Annotated in this window: 13 protein-coding genes and 2 pseudogenes; 11 read left to right on the top strand and 4 right to left on the bottom strand. The window is 71.6% G+C overall.

What is annotated here, in order from left to right; genetic code table 11:
• Nucleotides 1-157 precede the first annotated feature (157 nt).
• The 6 genes from egtA (at nt 158) to FCH28_RS06275 (ending at nt 6886) form a co-directional block, all read left to right on the top strand.
• The gene (gene egtA, locus FCH28_RS06300) at nt 158-1474 is read left to right on the top strand and encodes an ergothioneine biosynthesis glutamate--cysteine ligase EgtA (protein WP_246102452.1); all 1317 of its coding nucleotides are present in this window, start codon (nt 158-160) and stop codon (nt 1472-1474) included.
• Nucleotides 1471-2793 (top strand): ergothioneine biosynthesis protein EgtB, encoded by a 1323-nt coding sequence (egtB, locus tag FCH28_RS06295; protein ID WP_136738694.1) that lies wholly within the window; start codon nt 1471-1473, stop codon nt 2791-2793. The genes egtA and egtB overlap by 4 nt, the downstream gene beginning before the upstream one ends.
• 34 nt (nt 2794-2827) lie before the next feature.
• Nucleotides 2828-3583 (top strand): ergothioneine biosynthesis protein EgtC, encoded by a 756-nt coding sequence (egtC, locus tag FCH28_RS06290; protein ID WP_136738693.1) that lies wholly within the window; start codon nt 2828-2830, stop codon nt 3581-3583.
• Nucleotides 3580-4542, top strand: coding sequence for an L-histidine N(alpha)-methyltransferase (gene egtD, locus FCH28_RS06285; RefSeq protein WP_136738692.1), 963 nt, complete (start codon nt 3580-3582; stop codon nt 4540-4542). Before egtC ends, egtD begins: the two co-directional genes overlap by 4 nt.
• Before the next feature lie 118 nt (nt 4543-4660).
• Nucleotides 4661-5590, top strand: a complete 930-nt coding sequence (locus FCH28_RS06280; protein ID WP_136738691.1) for a phosphatidylinositol-specific phospholipase C — start codon at nt 4661-4663, stop codon at nt 5588-5590.
• 189 nt (nt 5591-5779) lie between these two features.
• Entirely contained in the window at nt 5780-6886 is a 1107-nt protein-coding gene (locus FCH28_RS06275) for a trypsin-like serine peptidase (protein WP_246102451.1), read from the top strand.
• 30 nt (nt 6887-6916) lie between these two features.
• Here the strand turns inward: FCH28_RS06275 and FCH28_RS06270 are convergent, their stop codons facing one another.
• Nucleotides 6917-7954 (bottom strand): phosphatidylinositol-specific phospholipase C domain-containing protein, encoded by a 1038-nt coding sequence (locus tag FCH28_RS06270; RefSeq protein WP_136738690.1) that lies wholly within the window; start codon nt 7952-7954, stop codon nt 6917-6919.
• Nucleotides 7955-8089: 135 nt separating this feature from the next.
• Here FCH28_RS06270 and FCH28_RS06265 point away from each other — a divergent pair.
• Nucleotides 8090-8593, top strand: a pseudogene (locus FCH28_RS06265) (DUF2165 domain-containing protein); the annotation flags it as partial.
• Between the two features lie 173 nt (nt 8594-8766).
• Here FCH28_RS06265 and FCH28_RS06260 read toward each other — a convergent pair.
• A complete protein-coding gene (locus FCH28_RS06260) occupies nt 8767-9951 on the bottom strand; it encodes an FAD-dependent monooxygenase (protein WP_136738688.1) in 1185 nt (394 codons plus the stop codon).
• A gap of 146 nt (nt 9952-10097) precedes the next feature.
• Nucleotides 10098-13289, bottom strand: coding sequence for a cytochrome P450 (locus tag FCH28_RS06255; protein WP_136738687.1), 3192 nt, complete (start codon nt 13287-13289; stop codon nt 10098-10100).
• Nucleotides 13290-13417: 128 nt separating this feature from the next.
• Here FCH28_RS06255 and FCH28_RS06250 point away from each other — a divergent pair, with 128 nt between their 5' ends.
• The 4 genes from FCH28_RS06250 (at nt 13418) to FCH28_RS06235 (ending at nt 16667) form a co-directional block, all read left to right on the top strand.
• Nucleotides 13418-14092: a PAS domain-containing protein gene (locus tag FCH28_RS06250; protein WP_246102450.1), complete on the top strand. Its 675-nt coding sequence runs from the start codon at nt 13418-13420 to the stop codon at nt 14090-14092.
• A gap of 69 nt (nt 14093-14161) precedes the next feature.
• Complete coding sequence (locus FCH28_RS06245; protein WP_136738685.1) at nt 14162-14623, top strand: universal stress protein; 462 nt, start codon at nt 14162-14164, stop codon at nt 14621-14623.
• Between the two features lie 125 nt (nt 14624-14748).
• Nucleotides 14749-14964: a dodecin gene (locus tag FCH28_RS06240; RefSeq protein ID WP_136738684.1), complete on the top strand. Its 216-nt coding sequence runs from the start codon at nt 14749-14751 to the stop codon at nt 14962-14964.
• Between the two features lie 251 nt (nt 14965-15215).
• The gene (locus FCH28_RS06235) at nt 15216-16667 is read left to right on the top strand and encodes an amino acid permease (RefSeq protein WP_136738683.1); all 1452 of its coding nucleotides are present in this window, start codon (nt 15216-15218) and stop codon (nt 16665-16667) included.
• Nucleotides 16668-16830: 163 nt separating this feature from the next.
• On the opposite strand, the pseudogene FCH28_RS06230 reads toward FCH28_RS06235, so the two are convergent.
• Nucleotides 16831-17769: pseudogene (locus tag FCH28_RS06230) on the bottom strand (hydroxyacid dehydrogenase); the annotation flags it as partial.
• Nucleotides 17770-17834 lie beyond the last annotated feature (65 nt).

Below are 17834 nucleotides of genomic sequence, written 5' to 3'. Positions count from 1 at the left end.
CCCTTTCGCCGGTACCCTCCCTTGGCCCGCCCACCTCGCCCGGCGGGTGGCCGCCCGCCGCCGCGCACGACACTGACGCCCCCTTGAGCGCACTGCTCACACCCGCTTAGGTGGAGGACGGCAATCCCGCCGCCGCCCCGGAGGGAAGAGGGAACCCATGCCCGTACGGCCTGCGCTGTCGGAAGCGGATCTGGAAGCTCACCTGAGTGGAATCTGCTTCAAGACCGGTCCGCCACGCCGTATCGGCGTCGAGATCGAATGGCTGGTCCACGACGCGCGCAACCCCCGATGTCCGGTCGAACCGTCCCGGCTGCACTCCGCGGCCACCGCACTGCGCGCACTCCCCCTCGACTCCCTTCTGACCTTCGAACCCGGCGGGCAGCTGGAGCTCAGCTCGCTCCCCGCCACCTCCCTCAGCGCCTGCATCGACGCCGTCGCGGCCGACCTCGCGCTGGTCCGCCCCGCCATGCTCGCCATGGGTCTGGGCATGGCCGGTCACGGCCACAATCCCTGGCACGCCCCGAACCGCGTGCTCACCGATCCCCGCTACAACGCCATGGAGGCCTATTTCGACCGCTGGGGCGCCGCCGGGCGGTCCATGATGTGCGGGACCGCGTCCGTGCAGGTGTGTGTGGACGCCGGGTACGAGGAGCCGGGGCCGCTCGGCCTCGGGCGCCGCTGGCTGCTGGCCCATCTGCTGGGCGCGGTGCTGGCCGCCGCCTTCGCCAACTCACCGACCAGCGAGGGCTGCCCGACGGGCTATCGCACCACCCGGCAGCTCGTCTGGTCCCAGCTCGATCCGGACCGTACGCTCGCCCCGCCCCAAGGGCCGGACCCGCGCGGCGCCTGGGCCCGCTATGTCCTGGACGCGCCGGTGATGTGCATCCGTTCCGACGATGGGCCCTGGGACGCCCCTGAGGGCCTCACCTTCCGCGAATGGGTCCGTACCGGCGAGCCCAGACCGCCCACCCAGCAGGACCTCGACTACCACGTGACCACGCTGTTCCCACCCGTACGGCCGCGCGGCCATCTGGAACTGCGCATGATCGACGCACAGGCGGGAGACAGCGGCTGGATCGTGCCGCTGGCCGTCACGGCCGCGCTCTTCGACGACCCGGAGGCCGCGGAGACCGCCTATCGCACCGTCAAACCCCTGGCGGAGACGGCCGGTTCGCGTCCCGCGCCGCGCAATCCGCTGTGGCGGCACGCGGCCCGTGGCGCGCTGACCGACCCGGAGCTGCACGCCGCCGCGGTGACCTGCTTCGCCGCCGCGCAGGAGGCGCTGCCCCGGCTCGGCGCCTCCCCAGACGTGCAGACGGCCGTCGCGGACTTCACCGAACGCTATGTGGCCCGCGGCCGCTGCCCCGCGGACGACCATCTCGACGCCCTGTACGCGGCGGAGCGCGCGTACGCCGGAGACACCGGACACGCCCGGGAAGACGTCGACCTCATCCTTGGGAGGGACAGCACATGACCATGGATCCCGAGGCGCTCCGGGAGCGCGCGGCGTCGGCCCTGCTCGCCGCCCGTGACCGTACCCGGCTGCTGACCACCTGTGTCGAGGAACCCGACCTCGTCGCACAGCACTCCCCGCTGATGTCGCCCCTGGTGTGGGATCTGGCGCATATCGGCAACCAGGAGGAGCAGTGGCTGCTGCGCACCGTCGGCGGGCGCGACGCGCTGCGGCCCGACATCGACTCCGTCTACGACGCCTTCGAGCACCCGCGCGCCGCGCGCCCCTCGCTGCCGCTGCTGGCGCCCGCCGAGGCGCACGGCTATGTCGCCGACGTCCGTGCCCGTGCACTGGACATCCTGGAGCGCATCCCGCTGTGCGGCGGCCCGCTGCTCGACGCCGGCTTCGCCTTCGGCATGATCGCGCAGCATGAGCAGCAGCACGACGAGACGATGCTCATCACACACCAACTCAGACGCGGGCCCGCCGTGCTCACCGAGGCGGAGCCGCTGCCCGCTTTGGTCGACGGCATCCTCCCGGCCGAAGTCCTCGTCCCCGGGGGCCCGTTCACCATGGGGACCTCCACCGAGCCATGGGCGCTGGACAACGAGCGCCCCGCGCACCGGCGCATGGTGCCTTCCTTCCTGATCGACACCACACCGGTCAGCAACGGCGCGTATCAGCGGTTCATCGAGGACGGGGGGTACGACGATCCGCGCTGGTGGGCGGCGGACGGCTGGGCGCATGTGCGGGAACACGGGCTGCATGCGCCGCTTTTCTGGCGGCGCGAGGGCAACCAGTGGCTGCGCCGCCGGTTCGGGGTGACCGAGCCGGTGCCGCCGGACGAGCCGGTGCTGCACGTCAGCTGGTACGAGGCGGACGCCTACGCGCGCTGGGCGGGCCGGCGGCTGCCGACCGAGGCCGAGTGGGAGAAGGCGGCCCGGCACGGTCCGGCCGACGGGCGGGCGATGCGCTACCCGTGGGGCGACGAGGATCCGACGCCGGCGCATGCCAACCTCGGCCAGCGGTATCTGCGGCCGGCCCCGGTCGGCAGCTATCCGGACGGCGAATCGCCGCTCGGGGTACGGCAGTTGATCGGCGATGTGTGGGAGTGGACGGCCAGCGACTTCCTGCCCTATCCGGGCTTCGCCGCCTTCCCCTACCGGGAGTACTCGGAGGTGTTCTTCGGCAGCTCGTACAAGGTGCTGCGCGGCGGGTCCTTCGCCGTCGACCCGGTCGCCTGCCGGGGCACCTTCCGCAACTGGGACCTGCCGATCCGGCGGCAGATCTTCTCCGGGTTCCGCACCGCCCGGGACGCCGACCCGGTGGCGGAAGCATGAGGGCGGCGAGCCGTCAGGAGGGGGCCGCCGGCTGATGTGCCGTCATCTCGCTTACCTGGGACCGGAGATACCCTTCGGCCAGGTGGTGCTCGGCCCGCCGAACGGCCTCTACCGGCAGTCCTGGGCGCCGCGCCGCCAGAATCACGGCACGGTCAACGCGGACGGTTTCGGCGTCGGCTGGTACGCGCCCGGCGACCCGATACCCGCCCGCTACCGCAGGGCAGGACCGATCTGGGCCGACGAGCTGCTGCCCGACCTGGCCCGGGTGGTGCGCACCGGCGCGCTGCTCGCCGCCGTACGCGATGCCACCGAGTCGGGCGCGGACGCCGAGGCGGCGGCCGCGCCGTTCGCCGCCGGCCGCTATCTGTTCAGCCACAACGGCGCGGTGGCCGGCTGGCCGGACTCGCTGGCCCCGCTGGCCGCCGGCCTCCCGCCGGTGGAACTGCTGCGGCTCCAGGCCCGCTGCGATGCGGCGTTCCTGTGGGCGCTGGTCCAGCACCGGCTGGCGGAGGGCGACGACCCGGGTACGGCGCTGGCCGGCACCGTGACGGCCGTCGCCGAGGCCGCGCCCGGTTCCCGGCTCAATCTGCTGCTCACCGACGGCGTCACCATCGCCGCCACCACCTGGGGCGACACGCTCTCCCACCTGGCCATTCCCGGAGGCGGCCGGGTCGTCGCCTCCGAACCGTACGACGATTCCCCTCACTGGACCGACGTCCCCGACGGCAGCCTGCTCGTCGCCACCCGGACCGACGTCCACCGCACCCCGCTCAAGGAGCCCGCAACGTGAGCCCGCTCAGCATCACCCGCACCCTGCCCGCCGACGCCACCGCGGCCGCGCTGCGCGCCGATGTCGCCGACGGCCTGGCCCGTACGCCCAAACAGCTGCCGCCCAAATGGTTCTACGACGCGCGCGGCAGCGAGTTGTTCGAGGACATCACCAAGCTGCCCGAGTACTACCCGACGCGCGCGGAACGGGAGATCCTGCTCACCCGCGCCGCGCATATCGCTGCGGCCACCCAGGCCCGTACCCTCGTCGAGCTGGGCTCCGGTTCCTCCGACAAGACCCGCCACCTGATCGGCGCGCTGACCGGCCTGGACAGCTACGTCCCCATCGACGTCAGCGAATCCGCCCTGGCCGCGGCGGGCGAGGCGCTGCTCACCGAGCATCCGGGGCTGACCGTGCACGCACTGGTCGCCGACTTCCAGCACGGCCTCCGGCTCCCCGACACGCCCGGCCCCCGACTGCTGGCCTTCCTCGGCGGCACCATCGGCAATCTGCTGCCCGAGGAACGGGCCGCCTTCCTGCGCTCCGTGCACGCCATGCTCTCCCCGGGCGACGCCCTCCTCCTGGGCACCGACCTGGTCAAGGACGAGGCCACGCTGGTCGCCGCCTACGACGATGCGCAGGGCGTGACCGCCGAGTTCAACAAGAACGTCCTGCATGTCATCAACCGCGAACTGGACGGCGACTTCGATCCGGCCGACTTCGACCATGTGGCCCTGTGGAACGCCGAGCAGCAGTGGATCGAGATGCGGCTGCGGGCCCGTACCGATCTGACGGTCAAGATCCCGGAGGTGGATCTGGCGGTGTCCTTCGCCGCGGGCGAGGAGGTGCGGACCGAGGTCTCCGCCAAGTTCCGCGAGGACGGCGTGCGTGCCGAACTGGCCGCTGCCGGGCTGGAGTTGACCCAGTGGTGGACGGACAGCGCGGACCGCTTCGCGCTGTCGCTGGCGGTCCGTACCTGACACGGCGCCAGTTTCCCGGCCGGTGTGCCCGATGGCGCACCGGCCGGTGCCATGTTCGCGGCCGATGTGGTTCGATGCCCCGATCACTTGTTCGCTTGAGACAGGGGTGGGTGGCGACATGGGACCGGGGCTGGATCGACGGGGATTCCTCAGGGGCGCGGCCGGACTGTCGGCGGCCGGCGTGCTGGCGGGCGTGGGAGGCACCCAGTTCACGGCCGGCGCGTCGGAGCGCAACGGACGGCGGACGCCGACGCCGGCCGTCCGCTCCGTCCAGGACTGGATGGCGGGGATCGGCGACGACACGCCCGTCCAGCGGCTGACGATCCCGGGCACCCATGACTCCGGCGCCCGCCTCGGCGGCCCGTGGGTCGCCTGCCAGAACACCACCGTCGACGCGCAGCTCGCGAGCGGCATACGCTTCCTGGACGTCCGCTGCCGGGCCATCGACGACGTCTTCGCCATTCACCACGGGGCCTTCTACCAGGAGCTGATGTTCGGCGACGTACTCAACGCCTGCCGGGCGTTCCTGGGGGCGCACCCCTCCGAGACGGTGCTGATGCGGGTCAAGCAGGAGTACTCGGAGGTCGCCGCAGAGGAGTTCCGCCGGATCTTCGACATCTATCTCGACGACAAGGGCTACCGCTCGCTGTTCCGCCTGGACGGCGACCTGCCCACCCTGGGCCAGGCCCGCGGCAAGGTCGTCCTGCTGGCCGACTCCGACGGCCTGGGCGGCATCCGGTACGCCGATCCGCAGCTCTTCGACATCCAGGACGACTACCAAGCGGAGCCGTTCGCCAAGTACCCGAAGGTCGAGGCACAGTTCCGCAAGGCCGTCGCCGAGCCCGGCAAACTCTTCGTCAACTATGTCAGCACCGCCGCTCTGCTGCCGCCCCGCTCGAACGCGGACCGCCTCAACCCGCAGGTCAAGGGCCTGCTGGAGGGGTCGGAGGGCGCCGGCTGGACGGGCCTGGGCATCGTCCCGATGGACTTCCCCAACGAGTTCGGCCTGGCCGAGACGCTGATCGGGCACAACGCGGCGCACATCTGATCTCGCCTTGGGCCGGCGGTGTCACCGTGGCCCGCACGGGGCGTCGGTTTCGGTGAGTCGGATGATGATCCGTCGTGGCAGCGAACCCCGGCGGGCGATCGTGCATCAGACTGGGTGAAATGTCTGGTTACGGCGCCACCCCGACCGTCCTGCGGGGTGGCGCCGGCTGATGCGACGAGGCGACAGCTGGTGGAGACGAGCGAGCACCATCCCGCCCGGCCCGAGGGCGCGGGCCGGACGGGCGAGACAGACCGGGCGCCGGCGGACCGGCCACCGGGAGAGCCGCCGTGCCGCGGCGGCTCCGCCTGCACGGGACGCGCCCGTGCCGGAGTTCCGCTGCGGGTGACGGTGGCGCTGGCACTGCTGGCGGTGGTCGTGGGCGGCACCGCGCTGGTGCTCAGGGCCGGGTCGGGCTCTCTGTATCTGGCGGACGGGGATCCCGTCAGGGGCACCTACGCCGCGGACCCGGCAGCGGGCGACGCGGCCGCGGCGGCGGTACTCGCCGGCGGGTACGAGGAGCGACCGGGGCCCAGGGTGACGGCGGTCCGGGGCCGTGCCGCCGCGCCGCTCCCGGCGTCCCGCCCCCTCACGGCCGCCCCGGCGCCCCCCTCTCCCGCCATCGGCGTCCTCTTCTCCCCCGAGTCCGACGCCGACACCAACGCCGAGGCCGATGCGGAAGCCGACGCCGCCCCCCGTACCGTCGACGGCCCGACGCACCACTGCACCGCCAGCGTCGTGCACTCCCCCGCCGGAGATCTCGTCGTCACCGCCGCGCACTGTGTGCACGACGGCGGCTTCCGCACCCGGCTGGTGTTCGCGCCCGGACTGCACGACGGCATCGCGCCGTACGGCCTGTGGGTGCCCACCCGCATCGATGTCGACCCCCGCTGGATCAGCGATCAGGACCCCGACCATGACGTGGCGTTCCTCCGGGTCCGCAGGGCCGGCCGTGCGGACCGCCGGATCGAGGCCGTCACCGGTGCGGAACGGATCCGGTTCCACGCCCCGTCCGGGCGCCCGGCGCAGCTGACCGGCTATCCCATCGAACGGGACACACCGCTCAGCTGCCGGCACACCGCGGACGCGCAGGGCCCGTCCCAATTCCGCTTTCCCTGCCCGGGATTCCCGGACGGCACCAGCGGCGGCCCGCTGCTCACCGACCTCGATCCGGCCACCGGCACCGGCTCCCTCATCGGCGTGATCGGCGGACTGGACGGAGGCGGCGACGACACCACGTCGTACAGCAGCAGGTTCGGCGAGGGCGTGGCCGCGCTCTACCGGAGGGCGACGTCATAGGTGGGGTGTCGACCCGTCCCGTCAGCCCTCTCAGGCCCCGCGCGGCAGCACCGTCTTGAGCACATTCGGCAGCGCGGACCAGTCGGCCGTGGCGAAACTCGCGTGCGCGGCGGCGAGTTGGCGTACGCGCGCCAGCGCCTCTTCCTCGGTCGGATGGGTGCCGTCGATCACCGGCGGGACGTTGTGCGCGTCCGTCATGACCAGGAGGTAGTGGCGGGTGTCGTACCAGGCGGTGTCTATGGTGCCGTTCAGGTACGTCGCGGCGTCGCCGTCGAAGACCACGAACCAGGGGCGCAGCGCCGGGTCGGCGTAGCGCTCGCGGGGGTCGCCGGCGGCCGCGCCGTGCACCGCGGGGAAGGCCGTCGACTGCGCCAGTTTGCCCTGCGCGGCAAGGTCCTTGAGATGGCCGGCGTACTCCACGTCGGTCCACAGTTTGTCGAGCGGGTTGCTCTCCTCGACGGTGCCCGGTATCAGCTCGAAGAGGAACTTCCCGGCGAGGTCGGAACGTGCGGGCCAGGCGCCGGCCCGTGCCGCCTCGTCCGGCGTGGCGTGGCCCGCGGTCAGGTCACCGGGACCGTAGACCGCGTCGCCCAGCTTCTGCCGTACCAGCGCGTCGAATTCGGCGGGTCCGCGGCCGCGCTTGGCGTTGAAACCGTCCTTCATCTCGACCTTGACCAAGATGGGGCGGTGGCCGGGATTGGCGTCGTGCCAGGCCTTCATATCGGCGAGACAGCCGCCGAAGTCCTGGTCACGGTCCTTGGTCCGCAGCTCCTGTGCGGTGGAGGCGCCCACGCAGTTGTTATTGTTCCCGAGCGGGTTGCTGTGCGAGACCCGCCAGGACGAGCCGAGTCCGTTTGCCCAGACGTCGAGTTCGACGAGTGCGGCACCGGAGTCCAACGCATCTGCGAAGTATGGGTACTTGTCTTTCTCGTATGCGTTGTGGACGCCCACGGACGTGCTGGTGTCGTACGCCGTGGCGGCCGGTTCGGCACCGTCCGCCGGGCCGGTCACCGCGATCACCGCCGCCGCCGCGACAGCGACCGTCCCTACGCACCGCGTCTTCTTCATGTTCCCCGCTCCCCTAGGTCCTCGGCCGGTCGGCACAAGCCGCCCCGGCCCCTCGCCCGTTCGGTCATACGGTCGAGTAGGCAGCAGAGTACGGGAGTTGGGACAGTGACCAGAGTTTCGTTAACCGGAGGACTTATGAACAGCAGGAAATCGGCTACGGCATTGCCGCTCGCGGCGGCGGCACTCACGGGAACGGTCGCGCTCTATATCGCGCTCGTCGCCTTCGGGAATATCACCGACTTCGACACCAATCAGCAATTCGTCCGCCATGTCCTTTCGATGGACACCACGTTCAAGGACGAGGATCTGATGTGGCGGGCCATCACCTCCCGCTCGCTCCAGGACGCCGCTTATCTGGCGATAATCGCCTGGGAGACGGTGGCCGCGGTGGTACTGATCGCGGCCACCGTGTTGTGGGGCCTCGGTGTGAGGCGCGGACCAGGCGGTGTGGCCCTGGCCCGGCGCGTGACCACCGTGGGTCTGGTGATGGTGCTGTTGCTCTTCGGTGCGGGCTTCATCGCCATAGGCGGTGAGTGGTTCGCGATGTGGCAGTCCGAGGACTGGAACGGGCTGGACGCGGCGACCCGGAACTTCACCGTCGCGGGAATCGTGCTGGTAGTTGTCCAGTTGGCGGGTGGTTCGGTGAGTGGTCCGGTAAGTGGTTCGCCGAGTGGTTCGGTGTCCAGTTCGGTGGGCGGCTCAGCCAGTGGTTCGGCGGGTGCTCAGGTGGACAGCCCGGCAGGTGGTCCGGCGGAAGGCCCCGCAGCGGAGTAGGGAGCGGCAGCACCCAACCACCCGACGTACTACTCGATTTACCACTCGATGCGATAGCCGGTGAGCCAGTTGTCGGCGCCCGCGCTGCCGCGCTCCATGCGGCTCTCGGGTGCCGCACGGCGGCCGGCCGCTCCCGTCGCCGTCAGCTTGGCCATTCCGGCGCTGGCGGCGACGACCGCCTCCACCCGCTCGCGGCGCAGTTCCTCGTACGCGGCGAAGGCGCTGCGCGCGTCCGGCCGGTCGCGCAGACACTTGGCGAGAACGATGCTGTCCTCGATGGCCATGGAAGCGCCCTGCGCGGCATTGGGCGCGGCCGCGTGTGCGGCATCGCCGAGGATGACCATGGTGTCGTTGTGCCAGGTCGGGGTGGTGGCGATGTCGTAGGCGTTGGAGGCGATGATCCGGTCGCCGGTGGCGCGGACGATGCCGGCGACCGGGGTGTCATCGTCGTCGAAGAGGCCGGCGACCCGGCTGCGCCATTCGGCCGGGGTGACGGCCACCGGGTCGGTCCGGTCCAGTTCGCTGCCCGGGACGTTGGCGAACCACCAGACCTCGCCGTCGGGGGCGACCGTACAGCCGAAGAAGGCCCGCTTGCCGAAGATCATGGTGTAGGTGTCCGGCGAGAGCGTGGTTTTGGCGTCGCGCGTGTAGCCGCAGACGGTGTTCTGGCCGGTGTAGCGGGGGCCTGGCGCGCCCGGGTCGATGAGGGTGCGGGTGACGGAGTGCAGGCCGTCGGCGCCGACGAGCAGGTCGCCCTCGGCCCGGCTGCCGTCCGCGAAGGTCGCCACCACCCGTCGGCCGCTCGCCGCCTGCACGGTCTCGGCGCCCACCAGCCGTTTTCCGTGCCGTACGGATATCCCGCGGCGTATCGCCTCGGTGTGCAGGGCCTGGTAGAGCGCGGCGCGCCGCAGGGTGCGCGGGCCGAGGCCGTCGCCCTGTTCGGTGCCCGCGATGGGCCGCTCCCCCAGCCGTTCGCCGCGGTCGCCGAGGAACTCCACCCGCTGCGCGGGGAAGGAATGGGCGACGACGGGGCCGTGCGCGTCGATCACCCGGAGCGCTTCGAGGCCGTTGGCGAAGACGACGAGGAAGGCGCCCACGTCGTCCGCGCCGGTCGGATACGCCTCGAAGATCTCCGCGTCGATGCCCGCCTTGCGCAGGGCCATCGCGGTCACCGTCCCCGCGATGCCGCCCCCGATGATCAGCGCTTTCGTCGTACCGGTCATGCCGGAATTCCCCCCAGTCGGGCCGGCGGCCTCGGTCACGGCCGCCGGCTGGTGCGGCCCCGTTGGCCGCACCCCCCACCACCTTGACCCCGGCGGGTCGCGAGATCCAGACCACGCGCCGGCCGGGGCCCCGGGGGGCGGGCGGCTCAGCCCGCCGCGTACACGTCCTCGATGTAGCGGCCGGACGCGGTCAGTTCGCGCAGCCAGGCCTCCGATGCCTGCGCCGAGGCGCCTGTACGGGCCCCGTGCAGATCACGGAAGGCGGCCCGGACGCCGGGTGCCATCCGGCTGCCGTCGCCGCAGACGTACACCCGCGCACCGGCCTGGAGCAGTTCCCACACCTCGTCGGCCTCGGCGGCGATGCGGTGCTGGACGAAGCAGTGGCCGTGCTCGGGGCGGGCGCTGAAGACCGGGCGTACGGAGATGACACCGGCCGCTTCGGCGGCGGCGAGTTCCGCGGCGTGCAGGAAGTCCGCCGCGCGGTCGTCGCAGCCGAAGTAGAGCCGCGCGGGAGCGGTCTGGCCTGCGGCGACGCGGTCGGCGACGGCGCCGCGGAAGGGCGCGAGGCCGGTGCCCGCCGCGACCATGATGACGGGGGTGGCATCGGCCGGGTCGAGGCGGAACGCCTCGCGGCAGGGCTGGACGCGGGCGAGCAGGGTGTCGCCGGGCCGCAGGGTGTGCAGATAGGTCGAACCGGTGCCGCCGGGCAGCAGCGAGACCATCAGATCGGCGTGCCGGGCGTCGGGGGTGGGCGAGGACGAGATCGAGTAGTGCCGGGGGCGCAGCGGTGGCAGCAGCTCCAGGAGCGTCGGCCAGGGCAGTGCGCCGCGCAGCGCCGGATGCGCCTCGATCAGGTCGATCAGGGTGCGCGGGTCGTCGTCGGCGAGGTTTTCGAGGGCGAGGCGCTCGGGCGGGCAGGGGTTGTGCGCGGCGAGCAGGGCGACCTGTCCGGGTGCCGGCCTGGTGCCCAACTCCAGGTGGTGGGTGAGGAGTTGGCGTACGGTCAGCGGGCGGTCGACGGGCAGGGTGTCGCGGCCAGGCCGGCGTCCTGCGTGCAGGGCGAGGACGGTGTCCGGGTCGACGCCGAGGACGTGGGCCGCCCGCTCGACGGCCGCCGGGGTGTTGGCCGGCAGCACCGCGAGGTGGTCGGCGGTGCGGTAGGTGACGCCCTCCGGCAGCGCGATCCGCAGGAAGCGCTTGGGCCGCGGCCAGTCCTGCGCCGTGAGGTCGTAGGCCTCGGTGACGGTCATCGGGGCGAGGTCGTGCCGGGCGGCCAGCGCGTCCAGCGGCCCGCCGGTGACCTCTGTAACGGTGTAACAGGTGTCCTGGTCGGCCGATGCGCCGGCGCCGATGCTCGCCGGGTCGCCGTAGCGCGTCAGCAGCTCGGTGCGCAGTGCGGCGGTGAAGTCCTTCACTGTGCCGCTGAGATCGCCGGAGGCATCGGCCTCGGCGCGCGGCAGCAGGCGCCGCGCGCCCAGCGCGGCGAGCCGGTCGTCGACGAGGGTCGGCACCTGCTGGTAGGTCGCGGCCCAGTTGCGGTCGCCGACGCCCAGGACGGCGTACGGCACATCGGCGGCGGCGCCTTCAGGTGCGGTGTCGAGCCATCGGACGAACGCGGCCGCGTCATCGGTGGGCTGCCCGTTGTAGGAGGCGGCGACGATGACGACGGGCCGGTCGGCGGGCAGCCCGCCGGCGTGCGCGTCCAGCGGCGCCACATCGGCGGCGAAGCCCAGCCCGGTGGCCTCGTCGGCGATCCGCTCCGCGAACTCGCGGCAGGTGCCGTAGTTGGTGCCGTGCAGCAGGAGCAGACCGGTCCCCTGGGGCACCCGGGTCGGCAGACCGTCGTCGGCCGCCGTGTCGTCCGTGCCGGTGGCACTGCCGGGGAGCACGGCGAGCGCGGCACGGTTCGCGGCCCGGTCCGCGGGCGTACGGGCGGCCAGGGTGAGTGTGAACCCGTCCGGCTTGAGGGTCAGCGTCTCCTTGATGCGCAGCCGATAGTCGCTGTGGTCGACCAGACGGTAGCGGTGCACCAGGAGGGCGAGCAGCATGGTCGCCTCGTGCAGCGCGAACTGCCGCCCGATGCAGGCGCGTTCACCGGTGCCGAACGGCTTGTAGGCGTGCGGCGAGCGGGCCGCCTCGGCCTCCGGGCTGAAGCGGGACGGATCGAACATCTCGGGGTTGTCGCCCCAGGCCGGATCGCGGTGCAGCATCGGCGTGAGCACCGTGACAAGGCCTCCGGCCCGCACCGGATAGCGGCCGCCGAGCAGGGTGTCCTCGCGCGCCTGCCGGGTGAAGGCGGCGGCCGTCGGCCACAGTCGGAGCGCCTCGTTGAGGACCTGCCGGATGAACGGCAGCCGGCCGATGTCCTCGAAGGACGGGTCGGGGTCCGTCTGGTCGCCCCACAGCTCATCGGCCTCGCGCTGCGCCATCCGCAGCGCCACCGGGTCCTTGAGCAGGTGGTACAGCGCGAAGGAGAGCGCGCCCGAGGTGGTCTCATGGCCGGCGATCAGGAAGGTGATGACCTGATTGCGGATGTTGGCGAGATCGAGGGTGGGGCCGCCGCCCGTGCCCTTGCCGTCCGCGCGTCCCTGGTCCGTGGCACCGAGCATCAGGCCCAGCAGATCGTCGTCGCCCGTCTCACCGCTCGCGGTCCTGGCGGCGATCACTTCGTCGACGACGGACGCGAGATAGTCCGCGTCGACCCGGAACGCCGCGTCCTCCTCGGAGTGGTCGGCGCCCGGCTTGCGGGCGAACTTCGCCATGCTCCACTGGAGGCACCGCACCATCGCCTCGACGAAGGGATGCAGGGTGTCCCGGGCGAACGACTCGAAGTCGAAGCCGAAACCGGCGAGCCCGATGGTGTCCAGGGTCATCCGGGTCATGTCGTCCGCGACGTCGATGGCCGTGCCGTCGGCGACCCGCCGGTCCCAGCTCGCCATGACCCGGCGGGCCACCTTGAGCATCGCCGGGTGGTACGTACGCATCGAGCCGAGCGCGAAGGCCGGCATCAGGACCTCGTGCGCCTTGGCCCAGTTCGGCTCGTCGTTGTAGGCGGTGAACAGACCGTCACCGGCGAACTCCCGGACGTCCTCCAGGATGACCGACACGCCCTTGGCGAAGCGGCTCTCGTCGGCGAGTTCGGTGACCAGCTCCAGCGAGGAGACGAACAGCGTCTCCCGTTCGTTGAGCTTTCGCTTGAAGAGCGGGCCGTGGACCCGGGCGAGGTCCATGGCGTGCTGGATGGGCGTCTTGGTGAGACCCACCGCCGAGATGTCGGCGACCGGTATGGCGTCGTCGGCGGCGTGTTCATCGGTGTGGAGCGCGATGGTGTCGGTCATGTCTCCAGCGTGACCGGCCCGGTGCGCAGGTCACGACGGGACAACTGCATGATTGTGCAGTGGTATTTCGCTGCCGGCCCTTGCGGTCGGACGGGAGATGAGCAATGGACGACGGGTGCGGCGACGGCATGGCGGATGGTACGGGCACCGGCGGCGCGGGCACGGCAGGGCCGCCCGACCCGGCGGGCCCCTATGCCGAGGACCCCTGGCGCAACTACTTCCTGATCCTGCTGGACCGTATCCCCACCCCGATCGCGGTCTGCCACGCCGACGGCGACGTGCTGATCGCCAACCCGGCGATGGCCGCTCAGTGGGGCGCGGCGCCCGGACAACTCCGTGGCCGCAATCTCCTCGACCTGTTCCGGCCACGGGCGAAGGAGCAGGTCCACCGCATCGCCGAGGCGCTACGGCTGGGTCATCGCTCGCGCTACCCGGTGGAGGTCCACTGGCAGTCGGCCGCCGACGGATCCGAGCGGGAAGGGGAGCTGACGGTGGATCCGGTCGGCGACCCTTCCCTACGGCCGCCCGTGCTGCTGGCGCTGCTCCGCGTCCGCGACACCCCGCCGCCGCCCACGCCGCGCGGCACGGCCAGCCCCGTGGAGGCCCGCATCCTGGCGCTGGCCGCCGCCGGCGCGACCACCGCCGCCATCGGCACGGCCATGGGGCTGACCGTGGACGGCGTCAACTACCACCTCACCCGGCTGGCCCGCCGCTGGCGGGTGCAGGGCCGTACCGCGCTGGTCGCCAAGGCGTATGTGCTCGGCGTGCTCGCCCCGGACAGCTGGCCGCCGGCCCCCGCCTGACCCGGGGCGGGACAGCGCTGCGCGCGCCCGCCGATCCATCGGCACGCACGTCCGGTTAACCTCCCAGGTGTGGAGCAGAACCCAGCCGCGCCCTTCGAGCGCGGAACCGACGGCCCGAAAGTCATCCTCGTAGGCGTCGACGGCTCCGACTCCTCATGGCGCGCCGCCGCCTACGCGGCCGGGCTGGCCAGGCGGCAGGCGTCCAAGCTCGTCCTGGTCTATGTCCAGCCGGTCATGCCGGCCGGCGCCACGATGGGCGCCCCCGTCGTCGACACCACGAACGAGATCGCCGACGAGCTGATCGCCGAAATCCGCGGGGCCACGGAGCGTCTGCAGGGGATATACGAAGTGCGCTGGGAGTTCCACACGCTGCGCGGCGACCCCTACAGCGGTCTGGTGCAGATGGCCGACGAGCTGAAGGCGGACGCGGTGGTGGTCGGCGCTTCGGAGTCGGCCGGGCATCGCATCATGGGGTCGGTCGCGGTACGCCTGGTCAAGGCCGGGCGCTGGCCGGTCACGGTCGTCCCGTAGCCGGCGGTGCGCCCTGCCCCCCCGCTCCGCTGGTGGGGCGGGCCGCCCTGAGGCACGGTGGAAGGTGGACGGGCGAAGCGCCGCCCTGACGAGGGGTGGCGCCGCCCTGACGAGGGGAGACCACCGTGACCGACCGCACCTATCGCGTGACGGAGATCGTGGGGACGTCCCAGCAGAGCATGGACGCCGCGATCCGCAACGGCATCAAGCGCGCGTCGGAGACGCTCCGCAACCTGGACTGGTTCGAGGTCACCCAGGTCCGCGGGCATCTCGTCGACGGCGAGATCGACCACTACCAGGTCGGCTTGAAGGTCGGATTCCGGCTGGAGGAAGCCGACTGAATCCCCGACCGAATACCCAGGGAGTCTCGGGAGGCCGTTCCGGAGACTCCTTGAGCGCTTCTCGTGTGGTGAAGGACCCGGCAGGCCGAAATCCCTGTTGACCGGCACGGGTTATGCCGCTCCGACCTGTTCGTTCACAGGCTTCTCCCACCCGCTTCAGGGAGTTGCCTTCCTTTAGGGGCCGTCGAAGGGCCATGATGATCGGCCGTCAGACGAACGGACGAACGACGGAGCATACGGAGGAATCACGCATGCGGCTGCGCGCGGGACAGGGCGTATTGCGCCGGAAACCGATCGAACACATCACGGAGGCGGAAGGCGCCGCGAGTCAGCAGCTCACCCGGGCGCTCGGCCTCTGGCAGCTGACGGCCATCGGCGTCGGCGGCATCATCGGCGCGGGTATCTTCACCCTCGCCGGCACCGTTGCGAACGGGACGGCCGGCCCCGCCGTCCTGATCTCCTTTCTCGTCGCGGGCGTGGCGAGCGCCGCGGCCGCCTTCTCGTACGCGGAATTCGCCGGCCTGATCCCGAAGGCCGGCTCGGCCTACACCTACGGCTACGCGGTCCTCGGCGAGCTGGCCGGCTGGTTCATCGGCTGGGACCTGCTGCTGGAATACACCGCGATCGTGGCGGTGGTCGCGATCGGCATCTCCGGCTACTTCAGTTTCCTCCTCGGCGAGATGGGCGCCGAGCTGCCGAAATGGATGCTGGGCGCGCCCGGAACCGGTGAAGGACACCGGGTGGACCTCTTCGCGGCGCTGCTCTGCCTGCTCATCGCCTATCTCCTGACGCTGGGCATCAAGAACGCCGCGCGCTTCGAGACCATCGTGGTGGGCCTGAAGGTCCTGGTGGTCCTGCTGGTGATCGGGGTCGGCTTCTTCCACATCAAGTCCGGGAATTACCAGCCGTTCTTCCCGTTCGGTGTGGGCGGCGCGTTCACCGGCGCGGCCACCGTCTTCTTCGCGGTCTTCGGCTATGACGCGATGAGCACCGCCGCCGAGGAGTCCAAGGACGCCCAGCGCCACATGCCGAAAGCCATCATGTATTCGCTGGCGATCTCGATGGTGCTGTACGTGCTGGCCTGCCTGGTCCTGACCGGTATGCAGAACTACAAGGACATCGACCCGGAGAGCGGATTCTCCACGGCATTCAAGTCGGTGGGCCTCAGCGGCCTCGCGGATATCATCGCGGTCGGCGCGATCATCGGCATTCTGACGGTCATGTTCACCTTCATGCTCGGTGTGACCCGGGTGTGGTTCTCGATGAGCCGGGACGGGCTGCTGCCGAAGTGGTTCGCCAAGACCAGTCCCAAACACCATGTGCCGACCCGGGTGACCTGGATCGTCGGCGTCGCCTCGGCCCTGATCGCGGGATTCCTGCCGATCGGCGAGGCCGCCGAGCTGACGAACATCGGCATCCTGCTGGCGTTCGTGGTGGTCTGCGTCGCGGTGATCGTCCTCCGCTACAAGCGCCCCGACCTGCCGCGGACGTTCCGTACGCCGGGCATGCCGATCGTCCCGGCGATCGGCGTCGCCTTCTCCATCTGGCTGATCACGTTCCTGGCGTGGCAGACCTGGGTGCGGTTCGCCGTGTGGTTCGCCATCGGCCTGGTCATCTACTTCGCGTACTCCTACCGGCGCTCCGAGATGGCGAAGGCGGAGCACGAGGTCTCCGACGCGGGGGGCGGCGAGAGCCGGGAGTGACCGCGGGGCGGCGCCGCCGGCAATGCGGCACGATCGTCGGCCGCGCCGCCTCCTGATGGTGGGTTCCCCGACGCCTGGGCGTCTCCTCGGCGTCGGGGAACTCCGTCGCCACGGGCCGGGCCCGACGGCCTTACGCCCGCAGGCTCAGCGCCCGCTCCGGAGCGTTGGCGGCCTCCGCCACCGGCTCGCCCGCCAGGGCGCGGGCGACGGACCGGGCGACGAAAACGCCGGCCTTCTCCTGTGCCTCCTCGGTGCTGGCGCCGAGATGCGGGGTGGCGACGACATTGTCGAGGGCGAACAGCGGCGACTCGGTGCACGGCTCCGTGACGTACACATCGAGCGCGGCCCCGGCCACCCGCCCCTCCGTGAGGGCCTCGTACAGGGCGTCCTCGTCGACGATGCCGCCACGGGCGACGTTGACGACGCGTACCGACGGCTTGACCTTCTTGAGTTCCTCGCGGCCGATCAGCCCGAGGGTCTCCGCGGTCTTCGGCAGGTGGACGGTGAGGAAGTCGCAGCGGGTCAGGAGGTCGTCGAGCGGCACCGGCTCGATGCCGTGCGCGGTGGCCCGCTCGGGGGCCACATGGGGGTCGTGGGCGATCACCGTCATGCCGAACGCCGCCATGCGCTGGGCCACCAACAGGCCGATCCTGCCCAGGCCCACCACCCCGAGGACCTTCCCGGACAGCTCCGTGCCGGTGAACCGGCCGCGCTCCCACCGGCCGTTCCGCAGTGTGGCGTCCGCCTGAGGGACATGGCGGGCCACCGCCAGGAGCAGTGCGCAGGTCAGCTCGGCGGCGCTGACGACATTGGCGGTGGGCGTGTTGACGACCAGCACCCCGGCGGCGGTCGCGGCGGGTACATCGATGTTGTCGAGCCCGACACCGGCCCGGCCGATCACCTTCAGACCCGGTGCGGCGGCGATGACTTCGGCGTCGACCCGCGTGGCGCTGCGCACGAGCAGGGCATCGGCCGCGGCGACCTGTGCCAGGAGCTCGGCGCGGTCCGTGCCGTCGCAGTGCCGGACCTCGTATGCCGAGCCGAGGGCGTCGACGGTGGCGGGCGAGAGTCGGTCGGCCAGGAGGATGACGGGCTTGCTCATGGAACGTCCTGTCGTGGAAGGCGCACGTGGGCGCAACGGACGGCCGCCCCGGCCAGATGTCCGGG

The sequence above is a fragment of the Streptomyces piniterrae genome (assembly GCF_005048155.1).
Classification (GTDB): Bacteria; Actinomycetota; Actinomycetes; order Streptomycetales; family Streptomycetaceae; genus Streptomyces; species Streptomyces piniterrae.
The sequence above is the reverse complement of the archived record's forward strand: the minus strand, read 5'-3'. Positions and strand labels throughout refer to the sequence as shown.

Coding starts and splice junctions, on each gene's coding strand:
- egtA (WP_246102452.1), top strand. CDS start 158: ATGCCCGTACGGCCTGCGCTGTCGGAAGCGGATCTGGAAGCTCACCTG.
- egtB (WP_136738694.1), top strand. CDS start 1,471: ATGACCATGGATCCCGAGGCGCTCCGGGAGCGCGCGGCGTCGGCCCTG.
- egtC (WP_136738693.1), top strand. CDS start 2,828: ATGTGCCGTCATCTCGCTTACCTGGGACCGGAGATACCCTTCGGCCAG.
- FCH28_RS06280 (WP_136738691.1), top strand. CDS start 4,661: ATGGGACCGGGGCTGGATCGACGGGGATTCCTCAGGGGCGCGGCCGGA.
- FCH28_RS06270 (WP_136738690.1), bottom strand. CDS start 7,954: ATGAAGAAGACGCGGTGCGTAGGGACGGTCGCTGTCGCGGCGGCGGCG.
- FCH28_RS06260 (WP_136738688.1), bottom strand. CDS start 9,951: ATGACCGGTACGACGAAAGCGCTGATCATCGGGGGCGGCATCGCGGGG.
- FCH28_RS06255 (WP_136738687.1), bottom strand. CDS start 13,289: ATGACCGACACCATCGCGCTCCACACCGATGAACACGCCGCCGACGAC.
- FCH28_RS06250 (WP_246102450.1), top strand. CDS start 13,418: ATGGCGGATGGTACGGGCACCGGCGGCGCGGGCACGGCAGGGCCGCCC.
- FCH28_RS06235 (WP_136738683.1), top strand. CDS start 15,216: ATGCGGCTGCGCGCGGGACAGGGCGTATTGCGCCGGAAACCGATCGAA.